General features: G+C 68.6%; 23 protein-coding genes. 11 read left to right on the forward strand and 12 right to left on the reverse strand.

The genetic code is table 11. The features are described from left to right. Window positions 1-54 precede the first annotated feature (54 nt). Window positions 55-1,152 (reverse strand): UDP-N-acetylmuramate dehydrogenase, encoded by a 1,098-nt coding sequence (locus tag ABZ824_RS08560; protein WP_356963471.1) that lies wholly within the window; start codon window positions 1,150-1,152, stop codon window positions 55-57. 197 nt (window positions 1,153-1,349) lie between these two features. Between ABZ824_RS08560 and ABZ824_RS08565 the strand changes: the two genes are divergently transcribed. From ABZ824_RS08565 to ABZ824_RS08575, 3 genes are all read left to right on the forward strand, one after another. Continuing rightward, on the forward strand, window positions 1,350-1,835 hold the full coding sequence (locus tag ABZ824_RS08565; protein ID WP_356962606.1) for a DUF2505 domain-containing protein: 486 nt from the start codon (window positions 1,350-1,352) through the stop codon (window positions 1,833-1,835). 121 nt (window positions 1,836-1,956) lie between these two features. Beyond that, window positions 1,957-2,478, forward strand: a complete 522-nt coding sequence (locus ABZ824_RS08570) for a DUF2505 domain-containing protein (RefSeq protein WP_355071895.1) — start codon at window positions 1,957-1,959, stop codon at window positions 2,476-2,478. Continuing rightward, window positions 2,448-3,254: a class I SAM-dependent methyltransferase gene (locus tag ABZ824_RS08575; RefSeq protein WP_356962608.1), complete on the forward strand. Its 807-nt coding sequence runs from the start codon at window positions 2,448-2,450 to the stop codon at window positions 3,252-3,254. Before ABZ824_RS08570 ends, ABZ824_RS08575 begins: the two co-directional genes overlap by 31 nt. 10 nt (window positions 3,255-3,264) lie before the next feature. Here ABZ824_RS08575 and ABZ824_RS08580 read toward each other — a convergent pair whose 3' ends face one another. Continuing rightward, entirely contained in the window at window positions 3,265-3,873 is a 609-nt protein-coding gene (locus ABZ824_RS08580; protein ID WP_355071891.1) for a hypothetical protein, read from the reverse strand. Window positions 3,874-3,972: 99 nt separating this feature from the next. On the opposite strand from ABZ824_RS08580, the gene ABZ824_RS08585 reads away from it, so the two are divergent. Continuing rightward, on the forward strand, window positions 3,973-4,695 hold the full coding sequence (locus ABZ824_RS08585) for a DUF2993 domain-containing protein (RefSeq protein WP_356962609.1): 723 nt from the start codon (window positions 3,973-3,975) through the stop codon (window positions 4,693-4,695). 42 nt (window positions 4,696-4,737) lie between these two features. Here the strand turns inward: ABZ824_RS08585 and deoC are convergent, their stop codons facing one another. Beyond that, window positions 4,738-5,406, reverse strand: coding sequence for a deoxyribose-phosphate aldolase (gene deoC / locus ABZ824_RS08590; RefSeq protein ID WP_356962610.1), 669 nt, complete (start codon window positions 5,404-5,406; stop codon window positions 4,738-4,740). A 154-nt stretch (window positions 5,407-5,560) separates the two neighbouring features. Here deoC and ABZ824_RS08595 point away from each other — a divergent pair, with 154 nt between their 5' ends. After that, window positions 5,561-6,103, forward strand: a complete 543-nt coding sequence (locus ABZ824_RS08595) for an N-acetyltransferase (RefSeq protein WP_356962611.1) — start codon at window positions 5,561-5,563, stop codon at window positions 6,101-6,103. A 92-nt stretch (window positions 6,104-6,195) separates the two neighbouring features. On the opposite strand, the gene ABZ824_RS08600 is transcribed toward ABZ824_RS08595, so the two are convergent. Beyond that, complete coding sequence (locus tag ABZ824_RS08600) at window positions 6,196-6,612, reverse strand: type II toxin-antitoxin system VapC family toxin (protein WP_356962613.1); 417 nt, start codon at window positions 6,610-6,612, stop codon at window positions 6,196-6,198. After that, complete coding sequence (locus ABZ824_RS08605) at window positions 6,609-6,860, reverse strand: Arc family DNA-binding protein (RefSeq protein WP_356962615.1); 252 nt, start codon at window positions 6,858-6,860, stop codon at window positions 6,609-6,611. Before ABZ824_RS08605 ends, ABZ824_RS08600 begins: the two co-directional genes overlap by 4 nt. Window positions 6,861-7,009: 149 nt before the next feature. On the opposite strand from ABZ824_RS08605, the gene purU reads away from it, so the two are divergent. Further along, window positions 7,010-7,900, forward strand: a complete 891-nt coding sequence (gene purU / locus ABZ824_RS08610; protein WP_355071886.1) for a formyltetrahydrofolate deformylase — start codon at window positions 7,010-7,012, stop codon at window positions 7,898-7,900. Window positions 7,901-7,922: 22 nt separating this feature from the next. Here the strand turns inward: purU and ABZ824_RS08615 are convergent, their stop codons facing one another. The 5 genes from ABZ824_RS08615 to ABZ824_RS08635 form a co-directional block, all read right to left on the reverse strand. After that, on the reverse strand, window positions 7,923-8,966 hold the full coding sequence (locus ABZ824_RS08615) for an alpha/beta hydrolase (protein WP_356962616.1): 1,044 nt from the start codon (window positions 8,964-8,966) through the stop codon (window positions 7,923-7,925). A 92-nt stretch (window positions 8,967-9,058) separates the two neighbouring features. Further along, complete coding sequence (locus ABZ824_RS08620; RefSeq protein WP_039802199.1) at window positions 9,059-9,364, reverse strand: DUF2516 family protein; 306 nt, start codon at window positions 9,362-9,364, stop codon at window positions 9,059-9,061. Window positions 9,365-9,431: 67 nt separating this feature from the next. After that, window positions 9,432-10,106, reverse strand: coding sequence for a heparin-binding hemagglutinin (locus ABZ824_RS08625; RefSeq protein WP_355071883.1), 675 nt, complete (start codon window positions 10,104-10,106; stop codon window positions 9,432-9,434). After that, complete coding sequence (locus ABZ824_RS08630; protein ID WP_355071881.1) at window positions 10,103-10,609, reverse strand: helix-turn-helix transcriptional regulator; 507 nt, start codon at window positions 10,607-10,609, stop codon at window positions 10,103-10,105. The genes ABZ824_RS08625 and ABZ824_RS08630 overlap by 4 nt, the downstream gene beginning before the upstream one ends. A 104-nt stretch (window positions 10,610-10,713) precedes the next feature. Next, window positions 10,714-12,057, reverse strand: a complete 1,344-nt coding sequence (locus tag ABZ824_RS08635) for a DUF445 family protein (protein ID WP_355071879.1) — start codon at window positions 12,055-12,057, stop codon at window positions 10,714-10,716. Window positions 12,058-12,306: 249 nt separating this feature from the next. Between ABZ824_RS08635 and ABZ824_RS08640 the strand changes: the two genes are divergently transcribed. From ABZ824_RS08640 to ABZ824_RS08655, 4 genes are all read left to right on the forward strand, one after another. After that, window positions 12,307-12,975, forward strand: coding sequence for a TetR/AcrR family transcriptional regulator (locus ABZ824_RS08640; protein WP_355071877.1), 669 nt, complete (start codon window positions 12,307-12,309; stop codon window positions 12,973-12,975). 213 nt (window positions 12,976-13,188) lie between these two features. Further along, window positions 13,189-14,601, forward strand: coding sequence for an AarF/ABC1/UbiB kinase family protein (locus tag ABZ824_RS08645; protein ID WP_355071875.1), 1,413 nt, complete (start codon window positions 13,189-13,191; stop codon window positions 14,599-14,601). A gap of 36 nt (window positions 14,602-14,637) precedes the next feature. Further along, window positions 14,638-15,888: a saccharopine dehydrogenase NADP-binding domain-containing protein gene (locus ABZ824_RS08650; RefSeq protein ID WP_356962619.1), complete on the forward strand. Its 1,251-nt coding sequence runs from the start codon at window positions 14,638-14,640 to the stop codon at window positions 15,886-15,888. 13 nt (window positions 15,889-15,901) lie between these two features. After that, entirely contained in the window at window positions 15,902-16,537 is a 636-nt protein-coding gene (locus tag ABZ824_RS08655) for a class I SAM-dependent methyltransferase (protein WP_356962620.1), read from the forward strand. Here the strand turns inward: ABZ824_RS08655 and ABZ824_RS08660 are convergent. Both ABZ824_RS08660 and ABZ824_RS08665 read right to left on the reverse strand, forming a co-directional pair. After that, a complete protein-coding gene (locus ABZ824_RS08660; protein ID WP_356962621.1) occupies window positions 16,534-17,115 on the reverse strand; it encodes a TetR family transcriptional regulator in 582 nt (193 codons plus the stop codon). The genes ABZ824_RS08655 and ABZ824_RS08660 overlap by 4 nt on opposite strands. Before the next feature lie 91 nt (window positions 17,116-17,206). After that, window positions 17,207-17,977: a hypothetical protein gene (locus tag ABZ824_RS08665; protein ID WP_356962622.1), complete on the reverse strand. Its 771-nt coding sequence runs from the start codon at window positions 17,975-17,977 to the stop codon at window positions 17,207-17,209. Between the two features lie 318 nt (window positions 17,978-18,295). Here ABZ824_RS08665 and ABZ824_RS08670 point away from each other — a divergent pair, with 318 nt between their 5' ends. Further along, on the forward strand, window positions 18,296-19,186 hold the full coding sequence (locus ABZ824_RS08670; RefSeq protein WP_356962623.1) for an SDR family oxidoreductase: 891 nt from the start codon (window positions 18,296-18,298) through the stop codon (window positions 19,184-19,186). Window positions 19,187-19,219 lie beyond the last annotated feature (33 nt).

Below are 19,219 nucleotides of genomic sequence, written 5' to 3' on the forward strand. Positions count from 1 at the left end.
GCGCGGCGCGCGCGCCGACCCGTCGACGCAGCGTGTGGTGTCGGCCTCAACGGGTCAGAGGGTGAGACCCACCGTGACCGGTTCGGGTTCCAGCCGGATCCCGAAACGCTCGGCCACGCCGTCGCGGACCGTCCTCGCCAGCGCCACCACATCGGCCGCACTGGCGCTGCCGCGATTGGTCAGCGCCAGTGTATGTTTCGTCGACAGCCGGGCGGGCGCACCGTCGCCGGGGAAGCCCTTGGCGAAACCGGCCCGCTCGATGAGCCAGCCCGCGGAGAACTTGACTCCGTCCGGCGCCGGATAGGTCGGGACCGCGACGTCGCCCAGATGAGCGGCGATCGCGGCGCGCACCTGGGCCACCCGCTCCGGCGCGACCACCGGATTGGTGAAAAACGAACCCGCGCTCCAGGTGTCGTGGTCGGCCGGATCGAGGACCATGCCCTTGCCCGCACGCAACCGCAGCACCGCTTCCCGCACCTCGGCCGCGGGGCGGGACTCGCCGTCCGCGGCGCCCAGCGCCGAGGCCAGCTCGCCGTAACGCAGCGGCACGCTGGAACCGTCTGCGCGCAGCGCGAAATCGACCGCGAGCACGACGGCGTCGTCACGGTGCTTGAGCACGCTGGTGCGGTAACCGAAACCGAGTTCCGCGGGCTCCACCCACCGGATCTCACCGCTGGCGCGATCCAGCAGGCGTACCCGGCGCAGTAGATTCGCCACCTCCGCGCCGTAGGCGCCGACGTTCTGCACGGGCGTCGCACCCGCCGAACCGGGAATGCCGGACAGACACTCCAATCCTCCGAGACCCGCCTCGACCGTCGCCCGCACCACGGCGTCCCAGTCCGCGCCCGCCTCGGCGACCACGCCACCGTCGCCGATCTCGACGCCGCCGGTGGCGATCCGCACCACGACGCCGTCGAAGCCGTCGTCGCCGATCAGCAGATTCGAGCCACCCGCGAGCAGCAGCACCGGGACACCCGCCGCGTCCAGCACACGGACCGTCGCGACCAACGCTTCGGTCGTCGCGCATTCGGCGACCAGGGCGGGTCCACCCACTCGCAGCGTGGTCAGCTCCGCCAACCGCACGTCGGCGCATAGCCGCGCGCCGGTATCGGCGAGGAGATCCGACGGCACCACTCGTGAAGTTCGCACGATGCTAAACGGTAGCGTGCGCGCTAATGGGGACACGCTGGTGTATTGCTCCCAGCAGTCGCTCAGATGGCACCATCCGGATAGCACGAGTGCTACGCGGTAGCATGCGTGCGATGGCCCCATCCCGGGGTATCCAGCCGCGAGCAGATCGGACAACAGGAGTCGTGGAGCTCGAGCGCCACACGGTAGCGTGTGGACCCATGGCTACACCGCTGGCGTACACGGCCCGCTACACCCATCCGACCGCCGCGGTGCGCGCGGCATTCGCGAACGACCAGTACTGGAAGGATCGCATCGCGGAGGTCGGCGGCCCCAATGCCCGGCTGGAGTCGGTCACCGTCAGCGGTGACGAGGTGCGCGTCGAGATGGTGCAGGCCATCCCCGCCGAACAGCTCCCCGCCGCGATCACCGCGGTGCGGCCCGGCGATCTGATCATCCCGCGCGTCGAGCACTGGACCGGGGACCAGGCCACCTTCGAGGCCCGCGTCGAGGGCGCGCCCGCCGAGGTCCGCGGCGCCATCGCCTTGGCCGCCGACGGCTCCGACGCCGTCACCACGGTCGACGGCACCATCGAGGTGAAGATTCCGCTGTTCGGCAGCAAGATCGAGAAGGCGATCGCCGAGCACCTCACCGAGCTGCTGAAGAACGAGGCGGAGTTCACCGGCAAGTGGCTCACGGCGCACTGACCGGTCTCGAGAGCACGGTCACTGTTCGACGTCACATCGCGCGGTCCCGGCCTTCGTGTCAGTTCCGCACTCCACCCGCCCATCGAGGTCGGCGCCGCCGGACCCAGTAACGTGTGAGCCCATGGCACGCCGATTGGACTACTCCGCCCGCTATCCGCTGCACACCACAAAAGAGCTGTACGCGGCGCTGTCGAACCGCGATTACTGGGACGCGCGGATGGGCGAGATGCGGAAGTACACCCCCGGCAACGAGGTGGTCCGGCTGGAGGCGGGCGACGACGGGATCACGGTCGAGCTGCACCACGTCCTGCCGCGCGACATGCTGCCGGAAATCGCGCAGACGGTGATGCGCAAGGACATGGTGATCACCCGCAAGGAGTTCTACAGCCCGTACGCCGCGGAGGAGACCACCGGCAAGTACTCGGCGTCCATTCCCGCAGGCCCCGGCAGCCTCGGCGGCACCATCCGCCTGTTCCCCACCGACACCGGCTGCACCATGCGCTTCTCGTCGGAGGCGAAAGTTTTCATCCCCATGGTGGGTCCGCGCCTGGAACAGCTGATGCTGGTGAACCTGGTCGACCTGTTCCGCGGCGAGGCCGAGTTCACGGTTCAGTGGCTGGAAGAACAACACCCCACTCGCTGACCAAACCGGTCGGCAATATCACTCGTGGCACCACCGCCGTCAATCGTCTCCGCCGCAGCGACCGCTGGCTGATCAACGACGAATTCGTCGCCGACCGGTTGCGCGGTGCGCCCGATCCGCTGGTCGTCGATCTCGGGTACGGCGCGAGCCCGTGGACCACGTTCGAGCTGGCCGCTCGGCTGCGCACGATCCGCGCCGACGTGCGCGTGGTCGGATTGGAGATCGACCCGCAACGCGTGGTGCCCGGCCGCGACGGCGTCACCTTCGCACGGGGCGGATTCGAATTGGCCGGGCTGCGGCCGGTTCTGGTGCGCGCCTTCAACGTCCTGCGGCAGTACCCGGAAGCGGCGGTCGGCGAGGCATGGTCGACGGTGCTGGCCGGGCTGGCGCCGGACGGGCTGTTGGTCGACGGCACCTGCGACGAATTGGGTAGACGCTGCGCATGGATCCTGCTCGACCGGGACGGACCGCGCTCGCTCACGCTGGCCTGGGATCCTTTCACCGTCGAGCGTCCCTCCGACCTCGCCGAACGCTTGCCGAAAGCGTTGATCCACCGCAACGTTCCCGGTGAGCCGATTCACGCGCTGCTGACCGCCGCCGATCGCGCGTGGGCCCACGCCGCGCCGATGGCACCATATGGCCCCCGGGTCCGCTGGCGCGCGGCGGCGCGGGCGCTGCACGCGGAAGGCTTCCCGATCCGCCACTACCGCCGCCGCCTGCGCGACAGCGTGCTCTCGGTGCCGTGGTCGGCGGTCGCGCCGCTCGGTACGAGCTAGCGCGGTTTCGTCACGCTACGGCAAGCGCCTGATATACCCGTCGCGCGGCGCGCGGCGACAAGCGCGCACCCGCGTCGGTGATCTCCTCGCCCGCGCACCGGTGGATCGCGACCGCGTCGGCCACCACCTCGTTCAAGGCGGACTGCCCGATATCGGCCTCGGCGAGGTCGAGCACCGTGCGGACCGGCGTCGTCACCAGGAACGCACCCGCCGATTCCACGTCGGCGCCTGCCAGCGTTCGGCGCACGACCACCAGCCGCGGCGTCACCGGCGGACGTCCCGCGCGCGCCGACAGGTGCAGGAACCGCGGGCACAGGCTGCCGAGCCCGTGCAACTCCGCCGCACTCTGATGGGAGACCACCGCGGCGCCGTCGAACCAGGCCGCCCACATCGCGTACTCGTCGAGCGGGCCGTCCGGCCACCCGGCCAACCGGAGCATGCCGACTCCGGCCCTCGTCACCGAACCATCGCCAAGGGCTGCTCGCACCCGCGCTCCGCACCCGGTGCGCAGCACCTGGCGAGTCGTGAAGAAACCGGCGTGCCGACCGGCCCAGCGGCGCAGAACACGCCATCCTTGTTCCGCGGATCCGATCGCGCGGCTTGCCTCATCGCCGGCCATGGGCATCAGGCTACGCTCGATTTTTGTGCTTCATGTCACATTCGAACCCCTCACGACCTCCTCAGAGACGGCACAGAAAGGTCGGGAAGAATTTTGGCCATGAGTACGAACGCAACCTCGCCCTCGACGATCAACCGGCGGACCCTGCTGATCGCCCTGACCGTGGTAGCGATTCTGCTCGCCACGGTCTTGGTCGGCGGCGAGGCCTACGCCAGGCACACGGTGTCGAACTGCATCAGCTCGCAGTTCGAGAAGGAGATGGGGTCGAAGATCGACGTGAGCTTCGGGCCCAAGCCGATGCTGCTCACCTGGATCGACGGCAAGGTGCCGACGGTCAAGGTGAACAGTGCCGACACCAAGTTCGGTCCCGCCGTCGGGATGGCGGTGCACGCCGTCTTCCGCGACGTCGACGTCGCCGACCAGAACGGCAGCGAGATCGGCAGTTCCTCGGCCGACGTCACCTGGAGCAACGAGGGGATCAAAGAGACCCTCGGCGGCATGGTCAGCGGGGTGAGTTCCTCGGCGAGTACCGGCATGCTCACCCTGTCGGTGCTCGGCGGCTTCGCCGAACTCCAGTTGAAGCCGCAGATCGTGAACGGCATGGTCAAGGTGGAGACGATGTCGGCGGAGTTGCTCGGCATCGGCCTGCCCTCCGACCTGGTGCAGAGCATCGTCGACCTGTTCACCAAGAGCCTGCAGAGCTACCCGCTCGGCATGGCGGCGACCGACCTGAAGGTCACCGACTCCGGCGTCGACGTCCACCTCTCCGGCGGGCGTACCCAGCTCGAGCAGGCGGGCAACGGCTCCGACACGCGCTGCTGAACGCGCACCGCCGCACGGCCTTCGGGCCTTGCGCTTTGACGGTCAGCTCGGGAAACCATCGAGCACTTCACGCGATTTCGACAGCCCGAGCCGGGTCGCGCCCGCCGCGATCAGCTCCGCGGCCGCCTCGGCGGTCCGGATGCCGCCACTGGCCTTGACGCCGAGCCTGTCGCCGACCGTCTCGGCCATCAACCGCACCGCGTGCGCGCTCGCGCCGCCCGCGGGGTGAAATCCCGTGGAGGTCTTCACGAAATCGGCGCCCGCGCGTTCGGCGACCCGGCACACCTGCACGATCGCTTCGTCCGGCAGCGCGGCGGACTCGATGATCACTTTCAACAGCGCCCGATCCCCGATCGCCTCGCGGACCGTGACGATGTCGGACAGCACCGCCGTGTAATCACCCGCGCGAGCCGCGCCGACATCGATGACCATGTCCACCTCGGCGGCGCCCTGATCCACCGCGAGCCGCGCCTCGGCGCCTTTGACCAGCGAATGATGCTTCCCCGAAGGGAATCCGGCGACCGTCGCGACCACCAGTCCGGGCGCGCGCACCGGCAACATGGACGGCGACACACAGATCGCCAGGACGCCAAGCGCCCGTGCGTCTTCGATCAACGCGTCGACCTGCGCGGGCGTCGCCTCCGGAGCGAGCAGCGTGTGATCGATCATGGCGGCCACTTCGGCCCTGGTCAGCGACGTGGAACTTGCCATGGGGTGAGAGTCTGGCACACCGGAATCGAATTCCGTTGCGCGCCTGGCGGCAGTTCGCGCACACTCGTAGCTGATGGCGCATCGGACAACGTGACGCCACGGTCGCTGACTAACGTGTGCGGATGGGCCCTACTTCGTTCGGGAGGAGACGACCGTGCTGATCCGTCGCGAACGCGTCGACGACGCCGCGGCCACCGCGGCGGTGCATCGCAGCGCATTCGCACCGCGCTATGCCTCCGCCGCCGCGTCCGGTGGCCGCCCCGGCGCCGACCCGCCCGAGGTCGACCTGGTCGCCCAGCTGCGCAGTGACGAGGGTTGGATCCCGACGCTCTCGCTGGTGGCGATCGAGCACGACAGCGTGGTCGGCCACCTGTGCTTGACCAGAGCCGCCGTCGGCCCGTTCCCCGTGCTGGCGCTCGGCCCGATCGGCGTTCTCGCCGACCATCAGGGCGCCGGAGTCGGCTCAGCCCTCATGCACGCGGCGCTCGGCGCCGCGGACGCCCTCGACGAACCACTGATCGGCCTGCTCGGCAGCCTGGAGTTCTACCCGCGCTTCGGTTTCGTCCCCGCCGCCCGCCTCGGCATCACCCCCGACGACCCGTCGTGGATCAGCCACTTCCAGGTCCGCTCCCTCTCGGCCTACGACTCCCAGATCGCCGGCGAATTCCACTACGCCGAACCGTTTTACAACCTCTGAGCACCACCGCTCGACCCGGACGCGTACTGCACAGACAACCCGCGCCGCAGCCGACCCGATGCTCAGCTTCCGGCTCGCCCTGCGGGTGGGCGCTAGGCCCACGGGTCGATGACGGGCACCCCGGCAGCCCGGAACAGCGCGGTATCGCGAGTCGCGACGGCCATCCGAGCGGCGCTGGCCGTCGCGGCGATTAAGCCGTCGGCAGTCCCGATCGCCGCGCCGGTGGCGCGGGCAGCCGCCATGAGTTCGGCATACACCGCGGAGGTGGTCAGGTCGAATGCGAGTATTCGCTCGGCGAACAGAGGCAACACCCGTGTTTCGAACCTGTCGCGCAAGTTGTCTCGCCGCCTGCCCGCCGGCATCGCGGCAATTCCGAACCGCAGTTCGGCCACAGTGACAGCTGACAGGTGCAGAGTGCGCAGAGGTTGAGCATTCATCCAGGCGACTACACGCGAGTCCGGAGCCTTGCGCAGCGGTTCGGAGATGACGTTGGTGTCGAGAACGATCACTCGAACTCCACGGGAGGGATCGGCCGTCGGTCACGGGCGTTCAGGGCGTCGAACTCGTCATCGGTGAGCTCGATCTCACGACCGATCTCCGCCAGCAACGACCCGAGTTCAACCTGCGCCACAGGCGTGACGGCTTCGATGAGGATCGCGCGGACTTCCGCCTCGGTACTGCGTCCATGCTGGGCCGCGCGGACACGCAGTGCCTCGCGTACCTCGTCGGGTAGATCACGAACGGTCAGCCTGGCCATATCCACTCACCCACTCCGAGTTGACGGCAATAGCGTCATTGCCTTCATTGCCTTCAAGCATAGACGGCGATCGCACTAGGGGACACCTTGTCGAGCGCTCGGCGAAGGCGCGGCAAATGCCCGGCGGTGCACCTGGGAAGATGAACCCCATGAGTTCCGCTCCACCCGTCTCGGACGAACGCCGCTACGTGCTGACTCTCGGCTGCCCGGATCGGCCGGGCATCATCGCCCGGATCACGTCGTTCATCGCCGAGTTCGGCGGCTCGATCGTGGAGGCGGGGTATCACTCCGACGCCGATACCGGCTGGTTCTTCACGCGTCAGGCGATCAGGGCCGCGACGGTGCCGTTCGGCATCGCGGAGCTGCGTGACCGGTTCGCCGGAGTGGCGGCGGAACTGGGGCCGGAGAGCGAATGGCAACTGCTGGACTCCGGCGCGCGCCGTCGCGCGGTCCTGCTGGTCAGCAAGGACGGCCATTGTCTGCACGATTTGCTCGGACGCGCCGCCAGCGGTGAACTGCCCGCCACCATCGAGGCGGTGATCGGCAACCATCCGGATCTGGCGGCGATGACCGAGGCGCACGGGGTGAAGTTCCATCACGTGCCGTTCCCGAAGGACCCGGCCGAGCGCGGTCCCGCGTTCGAAGAGGTCCGCGCCCTGGTGGACGCGCACGATCCGCACGCGGTGGTGCTGGCGCGGTTCATGCAGGTGCTGCCGGCCGAGTTGTGCGAACACTGGGCGGGCAAGGCGATCAACATCCATCACAGCTTCCTGCCCTCGTTCGTCGGCGCTCGCCCGTACCACCAGGCTTTCGCCCGTGGCGTGAAGCTGATCGGAGCAACCTGCCACTACGTGACCCCGGAACTGGACGCGGGCCCGATCATCGAGCAGGACGTCATCCGCATCGACCACGCGGACGAAGTGCGCGACATGGTCCGCCAAGGTCGCGACATCGAGCGGGTGGTTCTGGCGCGCGGGCTGCGCTGGCATCTGGAGGGCCGCGTCCTGGTGCACGGCCGCCGGACGGTCGTCTTCTCCTGACCGGCGCGAGCGCCTGGGCGCGTCAGCCCGCGAGGTCGGCGCGGCTGGACTTGCGCGTGGCGGCGAGGACGCGCGCGAGTTCCTCGTTGAACCGCCCGTAGGCCTCGGCATTGCCGAGATGCCCCGTGGGCAGCACCTGATAGCGCGCGAGACTGCCGGTCTGCCGGAGCATTTCGACGATCCGCTCGGAGTGCACCGGCGGCGTCATGTCGTCGAACTGCCCCGAGATCACCGTCGTGGGGACCACCAGATTCCGGGCCGACTCCCCGACATCCATCGTGGCCAGCAGGAAACCGAACTTGGCGCGCACCCGCGCGGGACACGACCGCACGATGGCCATGCTGAAATCCAACAGCTCGCCTTTGGCCGCGGTGCTGAGGATCTGACGCGCGAACAGCCAGCGCACCGGCGCGATGGGCGGGAAGACCATCGGGGCGCCGAGCCCGAGCCTGCCGAACAGGAACGGCAGCGGCACCTTCAACTGCAGCAGCCGCAGCGGACGGTTCAGCAGCGGCACGACCGTCGTCTCCAGGATCAACCGGTCCGCCGCGGTATTGGTCAGCAGCACCGCGAGCGCCTGACGCGCGACCCGCTCGGGATAGCGTCCCGCCCAGGCCTGCAGTGTCATGCCGCCGAGGCTGTGGCCGACGAGCACGGCCCGCTGCCCGGGCGCGAGCGCGGCGTCGAGCACGGCGGCCAAGTCGTCGGCAAGCAGCTCCATGGTCAGCTCGCTCGACCCGTATTCGCTCTCGCCGTGACCGCGCTGGTCGTAAGCGATCACCCGATAGTCACCGGCGAACGCGTTGATCTGCGGATTCCAGTATTCCAGGCAGCAGGTCCACCCGTGGACGAGCACGATGGCGGGGGCATCCGACGGGCCGTAGGCGTGTACGCGCAGCCGGACGCCGTCACCGGTCTGGACCGGAATCACCTCGCGAGGCGCGGTCGGCGGGTTGAACGCGGCGGTCTGGTAGGTACGCGACCGCAAGTCGGCGCTGTGCGCGTCGCGCCAGCTCCGGAGCAGGCCCCGGAAGCTCGTCAACGCGGTCGGCAGCATGGCACGCATCGGACACTCCTTTGTGTTACTGCTAGATACAGTAACCCCGATTCGCGCCGCTTGCTAGTGCAAGCACCCTTACCTGTCGGCGAACTCCGCCCTCACCAGCGCGGACCCCGCTGCACCTCGTCCACCTTGGGCCGGACGTCGGCCAAGTAGACGCCCGTGGCGATGATCGCCGCGAAGGAGAGCAGGCCCAGACCCGCAGGGGAGAGCAGGAGCACGAGCACAGCCGCCCCGAGAATCGCCAGCCAGATCGGCTTGGTCAGTTTGTCCACCGCGGTGAACGCGTCCGGACGCTGACGCACGGCGTGGATCAGCGCGAAAATCGTCGCACCGAGCGCCGCCAGCCACAGCACCAGCAGGATCATCCCGGTCAATCCGTGCACCATATTCACCCCACCCATCATAGAAGCAACGCCCTCGCACACCAGGGGTGCGCGAGGGCGTCGAATCGCTTCAGCCGCGGGCCGTTCAGGGCTTCTTGGGAGCGGCCTTCTTGGCCGGAGCCTTCTTGGCCGCGGGGGCCTTCTTGGCCGGAGCCTTCTTGGCCTCACCGTTCACGACCGGAGCCGGGGTGGCCTCGGTGGTCACCTCGACGACCTCGGCCTCGACGACCGGCGCCGGGTCGATCTCTTCGTCGGCCGCGAGCTCGGCCTCCTTCGCCGGGCGGCCGATCAGTCCGTTGACGCGCCCGAGCACGTCCTCGGCGCGGCTGACCGCGTCGCCGTACAGCGTCTCGACCTTGCCGATCCGCTCGTCGACGACCTGGTTGGCGCGCAGCCGCTCGATCGTCTCCTCACCACGGACGGCGAGGTCGGCGTAGATGTCCAGCGCCTGCCGGTAGTACTTCTCGGCCAGCGCCCGCAGCTCCTCGGCGGTGAACCGCTCGCGCAGTTCGGCGAGGTCGTCCGGCAGCTCCGACGGCAGGCCGGACAGCCGCTCACGCAGCGACTCGAACCGGTCCTGGACGTCGGCGGGAACGTTGGCGAAGCGCTCGCGCGCCTCCTCCACCCGGGCCTGCACCTCGGTGGCGGCCGCACGCTCGCGCACCTGCGCGAAAACGTCGTTGACGGCGGCGTAGAGGGCGTCACCCGCGCCGACGGTGGCGAGCAGGGGCTTGGTGACGGTGGCGTTCTTCTCGGTCATGGTGTTTCGTTCTCCTGGCGTGGCGGAGTTTCGGTTGTCGTGCGCGGAACGTCGCTGTCCCATACGTCCCCCCCTACCTCGTTTCCTCCGTTTTCCCGGCGAAACGATTCATAGATGTCCAGCAGCACCTGCTTCTGCCGCTCACTGATGAACGTGTCGGCGAGCAGTGCGTCCCGGACCGGACTGTGCGGCCGCTGCTCGAGATAGCCAGCCCGTACGTACAAGACCTCCGAGGAGACCCGCAGCGCTTTCGCGATCTGCGTGAGCACTTCGGCGGACGGATTTCGCAGTCCGCGCTCGATCTGGCTGAGATACGGATTGCTCACCCCCGCCAGCTGGGCGAGTTGACGCAACGAGACTTGCGCGGCTTCCCGCTGCGCCCTGATGAAGCCTCCGATGTCGTGCGCCGCACTGACGACGCGACCCCCTCGTTCGCCGATGCCGGACGAATGCTCGTCCGATCTCTCGGTGTACTCGGCGGAAACCTCGGGCTGGTCAGCCATCACTCACCTTCTGGCGGTTGTACGAATTCGATTCTAGGTCAGGGTGCTAGCTATTGCAAGCAGTCTGCTAGCAGCGTTTCGGCAAACGTTCCGCACGCCGCGGATCAACCGCCGAACATCAAGTGGGAAATCGTGTAGATCGTCAGTCCGGCAAGCGAACCGACGACGGTTCCGTTGATGCGGATGAATTGCAGATCCCGGCCGACCTGCAATTCGATCTTCTTGCTGGCTTCCTCGGCATCCCACCGGGCAACCGTGTCGGTGACCAGGGTGCTGATCTCACCGGCATAGTTTTCCACCAAGTAGCGCGCGCCGCGATCGATCCAGTTGTCGACCTTGGCCCGCATGTCCGCGTCGTCCCGCAAGCGCTCGCCGAGCTGCTGCACGTTCTCGGCGACCTTGCGCCGCAGCGTGCTGCTCGGATCGTCGGCGGACTCCAGGATCAGCCGCTTCGCCGCGCGCCAGGTGGCCGAGGCGAGTCCGGTGATCTCCTCCCGGCCCATGATCTGCGCCTTGATCCGCTCCGCCTTTTTGATCATGGCGTCATCGAATTGCAGGTCCTCGGCGAATTCCTCCAGGAACCGGTTCGCGGCGAGACGGACCTCGTGCTCCGGATTGGAGCGGACTTTCCAAGTGAACTCGACCAGTTCCCGGTAGATCCGTTCGGAAAGCAAGATGTTGACGAATTTCGGCGCCCACTGCGGCGCGTCCCGCAACACGATCCGATCGATCGTCTCCTGGGATCCGAGCGCCCACTGGTGCGCGCGCTCGGCGAGCAGATCCAGCAACGCCAACTGCCGGTTGTCGGCGAGCAGTTCCGCCAGCACCCGTCCGATCGGCGGACCCCACAGCGGCTCGGCGATCCGCTTGACGATGGTGTTGTCGATGACCTGCTCCACGTCCTCGTCGCGCAGTACGCCGACGACGGCGCGCAGGATGGTCGAGCTCTCCTGCGCCACGCGCGCGGCATGACCCGGATCGGCCATCCAGCGCCCGACCCGCCAGGAGATCTGCGCCGAGTTCACCTTGGCCGACACCACCTCGGGCGCCAGGAAGTTCGTGCCGACGAACGTACCGAGACTGGCGCCGAGCTGGTCTTTCTTCCGCCGGATGATCGCCGTGTGCGGGATGGGCAGGCCGAGTGGATGACGGAACAGGGCGGTCACCGCGAACCAGTCCGCCAGGGCGCCGACCATGCCCGCCTCCGATGCGGCCCGCAGGTAGCCGACCCAGTCGCCGCCCGCCCCGCGCGATTCGGTCCAGCGGCAGAACAGATAGATCGCGGTGGCCAAGGCGAGCAGCCCGGTGGCGAACGCCTTCATCCGCCAGAGGTCACGACGCTTGGCCGCCTCGTCGAGCACGGCGGCGAAGCCGAGGGGCGCGGCGGCGTCTCCGGCGCGGTCGCCCCGGGCGTTCAGCACCGCGGTGTTGCCGGGAGCTTTCTCCATGCCTCCCATTCTGCTGTGCGCGGCGAAGTGAGCGAGCGGGGTGAGTGCCTGCGCACAAACCGGACGTGCCGGGCGCCGGACACGCCCGGACTGTGGTTCCTACCGCATCCGGGCTCAAAAGCGCATATCACGGGTATCGGGGACCTAAGCTGGTAGCTACCGGAGCACTTACGAACGAGGGAGCCCACGCTGTCCACCGAAGACCTTGTCGATGTCGGCGAGCGACCGTCGGCGGTGCGCGGCGGCCGGATGGACGGCCGCAAGCGCCGGTGGCGGCAACACAAGATCGACCGCCGGGAGGAACTCGTCGACGGCACTCTCGCCGCCGTGCGCGCCCGCGGCAGCAACGCGGGCATGGACGAGATCGCCGCGGAGATCGGCGTCTCCAAGACCGTGCTCTACCGCTACTTCTCCGACAAGAACGACCTCGTCCACGCGACCATGCAGCGGTTCATCGAGACCACGCTGATGCCGCGGGTGTACGGCGCGATCAGCCTGGACGCGGACGAGTACCAGCTGGTGCGCTCGGCCCTGGCCGAGTACGTCGGCACGGTCGACGAGGACCCCGAGGTCTACCGCTTCATCATGGGCAACGGCTCGGCCGACCAGTCCTCGCTCGCGGAGTTCGAGAAGCTCTTCGCCGAGGTGGTGTGCGCGGTGATCACCGATCGCGCCAAGGACCGGGGCGTGGCGACCGAGGGCGCCGCGCTGGCGTCGTACGTGCTGGTCGGTGGCATCCAGCTGGCCACGCACTGGTGGACCACCAACAAGTCGCTGTCCCGCGAGGACGTGATCGATTACCTCACCATGCTCGCCTGGAGCGCCATCGAGGGCATGGCCCGCGCGGGCGGTTCGCCCGCCGCGTTCAACGCGCAGCAGCATGTGCTGCCCGCCCCCGAGACGCCGGCGCAAGACTGAATCGAGCCATCGGCCCTGGTGCTAGCTGGAGCGCTTGCAAAAGTTCACCAGCGCTCTCGACTTTGCCGAATCCTTGGCTAGTCTGAACCCGAGCGGTGCGCCGAGTGCGTTGCGTCACCGCAGGCGCCGTACTCGACGGCGGTCCGTGCGGGTATCCCGCACGCTGCCGCCCGCGTCCGTCGCTCCGACCGCGGCACCAACGGAGGTACCTCGATGGCGAAGCAAGTACCGACCTCTCGGCTTGCTCGTGGCACGAAGCTGGGCGCGGTGGCAGCCAGTTCGGTGCTTCGCACCCAGCGCGCGCGGTTGACCATGCGGGGCAGATCCGAGGCCGTCCGGGCGAAGATGGCCGAGGAATCGATGATCCGCACCACCGAGCAGGTGGTCACGGTGCTGGGCACCATGAAGGGCGTCGCCATGAAGCTCGGCCAGATGATGTCGGTGCTCGATCTGGATCTGGTGCCAGAGGACCATCGGGAGCGGTTCCAGAAACGCCTGGCCGTGCTGCGCAACGCGGCCCCGACGGTCTCCTTCGCGGCCATGCGCCAGGTGATCGAGGACGATTTCGGAAAGCCGCTCGACGCGGTCTTCGCCGAGTTCGACGCCGAGCCCGTCGCCGCCGCCTCGATCGGCCAGGTGTACCGGGCGCGACTACACGACGGCCGCCAGGTCGCGGTGAAGGTGCAGTATCCGGGCATCGACGCCGCGGTGCGCGCGGATCTGAAGAATCTCGCGATGTTCCGGCGCGTGCTCCAGTCCGCGATGCCGTGGGTGACGCCCGCGGTGCTGGACGAGCTGCGGCTGAACATGGAGGCCGAGCTGGACTACCGGGCCGAAGCGGCCACCCAGTTGCAGATCGCCGAGTTGTACGCCGGGCATCCGTTCGTCATCGTCCCGCGCTCGCTGCCGGAGTTCTCCACCACGCGGGTGCTGGTCACCGAATACGTGGAGGGCAAGGGCTTCGAAGAGATCCGGCAGCTGCCCCAAGCGGAGCGCAACCGGATCGGCGAGATCATCTACCGGTTCTACGTAGGATCGCTGTTCACCTTCAACGAATTCTGCGGCGACCCGCATCCGGGCAACGTGCTGCTGGCCGACGACGGCCGGGTCGGCTTCCTGGATTTCGGATTGTTCAACCGCATGGACGCCGAGCACGTGCAGTTCGAGCTGGTCTGTCTGCGTGCCGCGGCAGAAGATCGCGCGGAAGACCTGCGCGAGTTGATGATCCAACGCGGCGTCATCGATTCGCCGCAGGAGATCGGCGCCGAGGAGTGCCTGGAATACGTACTGGCCGCCTCGGAATGGTGTCTGATCGACGAGGAACTGACCATCACTCCCGAGCTCGCCAGCGGCGCCTTCCTGCTCGCGGTCGATCCGAGGGCCAGCGAGTTCACCGGTATGAAGCAGCAGAATCTGCCGCCGGAGCACCTCTTCTCCCGCCGCGCCGACTTCCTGACCTTCGGCATGCTCGGTCACCTCGGCTGCACCGCGAACTGGCATCGCATCTCCAGGGAATGGCTCTACGACGAACCACCGGTCACCGAGCTCGGCCGGGCCCATCACGCCTGGCTCGCCGACCGCCCGCGCGCCGCGCCGCAACGGCCGCGCAAGAAGACCACCAAGTAGCCGCCGAACGGCGGCACGACCGCAGAACGGAAGACCATGGCAGACACACGGGAATTCGACCTAGTGCTCTTCGGCGCGACGGGTTTCGTCGGCAAGCTGACCGCGGAATATCTCACCGAGGCCGCGCCGGAATCCGCGCGAATCGCGCTGGCGGGACGATCGCTGGACAAGTTGACCGCCGTACGCGACGACCTCGGCCCGACGGCCGCGAACTGGGGTCTGGTGGTGGCCGACTCGACAAACCAGAGCGCGCTCGACGAGCTGGCGGCGCGCACCAAAGTCGTGGTCACCACCGTCGGCCCGTACCTGCGCTACGGGATGCCGCTGGTGGCGGCGTGCGCGAAGGCAGGAACCCATTACGCCGACCTCACCGGCGAGCCGCTGTTCATCCGCGACGCCATCGACAACTATCACGAACAGGCCGTCGCCACGGGCGCGAAGATCGTGAATTCCTGCGGCTTCGACTCGATTCCGTCCGATCTGAGCGTGTATCAGCTCTACCGCCGCACGGTCGAGGACAACACCGGTGAGCTCGTCGACACCACGCTGGTGGCTTCGCTCAAGGGCGGCGTCAGCGGCGGCACCATCGATTCCGGCCGCGCCATGATGGAGGCGATCGCCGCCGACCCGGCCAAGGGCAAGGTGATGTCGCACCCGTACTCGCTGAGCCCGGACAGGTCGATGGATCCCGACGTCGGCCGCCAGTCCGATCAGGCGCTGTCGCGGGCGAGCGCGATCGACCCCAGCCTGGACGGGTGGGTCAGCACGTTCGTCATGGCCGCGCACAACACCAAGATCGTGCGCCGCAGCAACGGCCTGCTCGGCTGGGTGTACGGCAAGAACTTCCGCTACCGCGAAGTGATGAGCGCGGGGAAGTCCCGGGTGGCGCCGCTGGTAGCGGCGGGGATGGCGGGCGGCATCGTGGCGGGCATGACCGCGGGTGCCCTGCTGTCGCGGGCATCGGCGGGCCGCAAGCTGCTCGATCGCGTGCTGCCCAAGCCGGGCACCGGACCGAGCGAGCAGGCCCGCAAGAGCGGCTGGTTCAGCATGAAGACGTTCGCGCACACCACCTCGGGCGCGAAGTACGTGGCCACCTTCTCCGGCACCGGCGACCCGGGATACCAGGCCACCGCCGTACTGCTCGGCGAGAGCGGTCTGTGCCTGGCGTTCGACACGGAGAAGCAACCCGAGCTCGCGGGCATTCTCACCCCGGCCGCGGCGATGGGCGACGCCCTCACCGAGCGACTGCGCGCGGCGGGCATGACGATCACCGTCGACCGCGCCTGAGGGACGCGCTCCGGTGAATCTCGCACGCAAGACGATGAATGCCCCCGCGCTCGCCGCGGTGTACGAACGCGCCTGGCGGCCGACGCTGTTCTATCTCGCCAGTGGGCGGACGACCGCGTCCGACCGCCGCGACGCGGTCACCGCCCTGCGGCTCGGCGGCGCGCAGAAGGTGCTCGACATCGCCTGCGGACCGGGCAATTTCACCAGATACCTGAGTGAGGCGCTGTCCGGCGAGGGCTATGCGATCGGCGTGGACTACTCGGAGCCGATGCTGGCGCGCGCCGTCGCGGACAACGCCGGACCGCGCGTCGGGTATCTCCGCGGCGACGCGCGCAGGCTCCCGTTCGCGGACGGAACCTTCGACGCGGTCTGCTGTTTCGGCGCGCTCTACCTCATTCCGGACCCACTCGTCGCCGCTCGCGAGATGATTCGCGTTCTCGCTCCCGGTGGCCGGATCGCCATCACCACCAGCCACCGGGCGGCCAACCCCATCGGTGAGATGAGCCGCGTGGTCGGCGGTTTGAGCGGGCTGCGGGTGTTCGGCGCCCGGACCTTTCCCGCCCTGTTCGCCGAGGAGGGTTTGGTGGAGATCGACCAGCGGGTCCATCGCCTGCTCCAGTACGTCAGCGCGACGAAGCCCGCGCACTAGACCTCCGAGGTGACGGCCCGGATCAGGAACTCGAGCTTGTCCACGGTCCGATCGAGCGGAAGGGTGCTGCGCTCCACCCGGCACATCGCCACCGTGCCCTCGACCGCGGCGACGATCAGGGTGGCGGTCGGCTCGGCGTCGGCCTCGCTCGCGCCGTGGTCGCGCAACGACCGCGTCAGCAGGCCGGTCCAGTTCTCGAACGCGGCCGCGGCGGCCCGCTGCGGCTCGTCGTCGTCCCCCTGGCCCTCGATCGCGACCGCGAGCACCGGGCAGCCGGCCTGGAAATCATTGTCCGCCAGAACCTTCCGCCACATGTCGACGAACGACCGCAATCCCGCGACCGGCCCGGCGGGCAGCCCTTGCGCGAGTTTGCGGGCGGCCAGCGCATCGGCGAAGCGCACGGCTTCGGCCGCCAGCTGCGCTTTGCCGCCGGGGAAGTAGTGGTAGGTGGATCCCAGCGGAGCCTGGGCGTGCTTGGCCAGTTCCCGCACGCTGGTCGCGTTCAGACCGCGGCGGCGGATCATGTCGGCCGCGCCTGCCACCATTCGATCCCGCGCCTGCGGCGTTTCGGCCACCATTCTCCTCCCATGTTCATGACGACTGTCATAGCCTATCGCGCGCAGGCGTGCGCGCGGCCGTGCGCGGTGGAACGCGACCCGCCGCGCGCGGTCAGCCGATGTCCTGCACTATCCGCCGCTGCGGGTCACCGGTATCGCAGCCGGTTCCGACGACCAACGCGGTGACGGCGGGCGGGTGCGGGCCGTTGAGCAGGATGAGCACCGCGTCGCCGCCCTGGAACGCGATGTCGGCCGAACCGAGGACGGTGCGGTCGAGCCCGTTCGCGTGGACACAGCGTTGCAGCGCTTCGGGGTCGGAGAGGGAGCCGCTGACGGCGTGGCGGCCCAGCGCGCCGAGGGCCATGGTGGCGGTGACTTCGTCATTTCCGATGGCGGGTCGCGCGGTGGGGGCTCGGTGGTCACGGCCGTCCATCGCCGAGATGGCCGAGCCGGCTGCGGCAAGGGCGACGATCGCCGCGGCTGCCGCGGCGAACCAGCGCGCCCTGGCGCGGCGATGCTCGTCGACAGCGACCGAAGGAGCCGTGCCGCGTTGGGAATATCCGATATCGAGCCGGGCCTCGCCCGCCCGCCCGCGCGCGATCGCGTGGACCGTGGTGTCCTGGGGTGATCGGAGCGCTTCGATGAATTCGGTCAGCCGGGCGGTGACGTCCTCGGGCATGGAGTGGATGACGCGTTCCTCCCGGCTCAGTGCACCCAATTCCGCGCTGATCTCATCCAGCCCGCGCAGATACCGCACCGCCTGCGGATCACGCGAGACGATCGGCCACAACTGCTCGCGCTGCGCGGCCGTCACATTGCCGGCATGCAGATCGGCCAGCAACCCCGGCGGGAACGGAGGCTGCGGCACCGTCCGGGTCGCCATCGCACCTCCGTTGTTCGCGTCCGACATCGCACCGATCCCCTCACCCCCAGGCCCGCCTGTGCATCGTTCAAACGGTCGTCACTGTTATTGGACGCATCCCGACTGCTCTCGGTTCCCCGGATCGCCGAGAAAATCCAATTGCTTTTTCAACCACTGCCGCGTATGAACGCACCGGCTTCGATCGTCCCATCGGGCACGGCGAGCAACCGCCCTCGAGCCGCTGTAAACAGCTCGGGGACAACGGATCTGTCACGCTCCCGGCGAATGCCAGCTAGCCTCACTCCACAAGATCGCGTATTCCAGCCAGAGGACCCCGCCATGAACAGTCCCCTACCCACGCCCGCGTCCGCCCGAGGAGAGGCAACCGGGGATCTGCTCGCGGGAAGGACCGCCGTTGTCACCGGGGCGAGCCGTGGCATCGGCCTGGCGATCGCGATCAGGTTCGCGTCGGAGGGCGCGAACGTCGCGATGATCGCCCGCACCCAGGAGCCGCACCCCAAGCTGCCCGGCACCATCCACACGGCCGCCGCGGAAGCGGAGGCCGCGGGTGGCGCGGTACTGCCGCTGGTGGCGGATGTCCGCGACGACAAGGCGATGGCGGAGGCGGTCGATCGGATCGCCGAGCGCTTCGGCGGCATCGATATCCTGGTCAACAACGCGGGATCGGTCGATCTCACCGGCGCCGAGCAGATCGGCATGCAGCGCTACGACCACATGCAAGCCGTCAATCTCCGCGCGCCGTTCCTGCTGTCCAAGCTGGCGCTGCCGCATCTGCGCGCCTCGGCGACGGCCGGGCGGAATCCACATATCCTCACCCTCTCCCCGCCGCTCAACATGAACCCCGAGCACGTGGGCAACGGCGTGGCCTACACCGTCTCCAAATACGGTGTCAGCATCGCCACCGTCGGTCTGGCACACGAGTTCCGGCCCTACGGCATCGCCGTGAACTCCCTGTGGCCGCGCACGAAGATCGACACCGCCGCGGTGCGCAACCTGCTCGGCGGTGCGGAAGCCGTCGCCGCGTCCCGCAACCCGTTCATCTGCGCGGACGCCGCTTTGCTGATCGTGACCAGCCCCGCCGCGACCTACACCGGCCGGCTGCTCCTGGACGAGGATGTCCTCGCTTCCCATGGCCGCACCGACCTGGACCACTACCGAGTCGTACCGGGCTCCGGCGCACTCGCCAACGACCTTTTCATCGACGCGTAGAACACAACCGCGGAGATAGCCGAAGCACGCACC

Source organism: Nocardia sp. NPDC047038 (assembly GCF_040644075.1).
In the GTDB taxonomy this organism is placed as follows: Bacteria; Actinomycetota; Actinomycetes; order Mycobacteriales; family Mycobacteriaceae; genus Nocardia; species Nocardia sichangensis.

What these genes read in the sequence shown, in the direction of transcription:
- ABZ824_RS08565 (WP_356962606.1), top strand. Translation starts at nt 1,350, where the DNA reads ATGGCTACACCGCTGGCGTACACGGCCCGCTACACCCATCCGACCGCC.
- ABZ824_RS08570 (WP_355071895.1), top strand. Translation starts at nt 1,957, where the DNA reads ATGGCACGCCGATTGGACTACTCCGCCCGCTATCCGCTGCACACCACA.
- ABZ824_RS08580 (WP_355071891.1), bottom strand. Translation starts at nt 3,873, where the DNA reads ATGGCCGGCGATGAGGCAAGCCGCGCGATCGGATCCGCGGAACAAGGA.
- ABZ824_RS08585 (WP_356962609.1), top strand. Translation starts at nt 3,973, where the DNA reads ATGAGTACGAACGCAACCTCGCCCTCGACGATCAACCGGCGGACCCTG.
- deoC (WP_356962610.1), bottom strand. Translation starts at nt 5,406, where the DNA reads ATGGCAAGTTCCACGTCGCTGACCAGGGCCGAAGTGGCCGCCATGATC.
- ABZ824_RS08605 (WP_356962615.1), bottom strand. Translation starts at nt 6,860, where the DNA reads ATGGCCAGGCTGACCGTTCGTGATCTACCCGACGAGGTACGCGAGGCA.
- purU (WP_355071886.1), top strand. Translation starts at nt 7,010, where the DNA reads ATGAGTTCCGCTCCACCCGTCTCGGACGAACGCCGCTACGTGCTGACT.
- ABZ824_RS08615 (WP_356962616.1), bottom strand. Translation starts at nt 8,966, where the DNA reads ATGCGTGCCATGCTGCCGACCGCGTTGACGAGCTTCCGGGGCCTGCTC.
- ABZ824_RS08620 (WP_039802199.1), bottom strand. Translation starts at nt 9,364, where the DNA reads ATGGGTGGGGTGAATATGGTGCACGGATTGACCGGGATGATCCTGCTG.
- ABZ824_RS08625 (WP_355071883.1), bottom strand. Translation starts at nt 10,106, where the DNA reads ATGACCGAGAAGAACGCCACCGTCACCAAGCCCCTGCTCGCCACCGTC.
- ABZ824_RS08630 (WP_355071881.1), bottom strand. Translation starts at nt 10,609, where the DNA reads ATGGCTGACCAGCCCGAGGTTTCCGCCGAGTACACCGAGAGATCGGAC.
- ABZ824_RS08635 (WP_355071879.1), bottom strand. Translation starts at nt 12,057, where the DNA reads ATGGAGAAAGCTCCCGGCAACACCGCGGTGCTGAACGCCCGGGGCGAC.
- ABZ824_RS08640 (WP_355071877.1), top strand. Translation starts at nt 12,307, where the DNA reads ATGGACGGCCGCAAGCGCCGGTGGCGGCAACACAAGATCGACCGCCGG.
- ABZ824_RS08645 (WP_355071875.1), top strand. Translation starts at nt 13,189, where the DNA reads ATGGCGAAGCAAGTACCGACCTCTCGGCTTGCTCGTGGCACGAAGCTG.
- ABZ824_RS08650 (WP_356962619.1), top strand. Translation starts at nt 14,638, where the DNA reads ATGGCAGACACACGGGAATTCGACCTAGTGCTCTTCGGCGCGACGGGT.
- ABZ824_RS08660 (WP_356962621.1), bottom strand. Translation starts at nt 17,115, where the DNA reads ATGGTGGCCGAAACGCCGCAGGCGCGGGATCGAATGGTGGCAGGCGCG.
- ABZ824_RS08665 (WP_356962622.1), bottom strand. Translation starts at nt 17,977, where the DNA reads ATGGCGACCCGGACGGTGCCGCAGCCTCCGTTCCCGCCGGGGTTGCTG.
- ABZ824_RS08670 (WP_356962623.1), top strand. Translation starts at nt 18,296, where the DNA reads ATGAACAGTCCCCTACCCACGCCCGCGTCCGCCCGAGGAGAGGCAACC.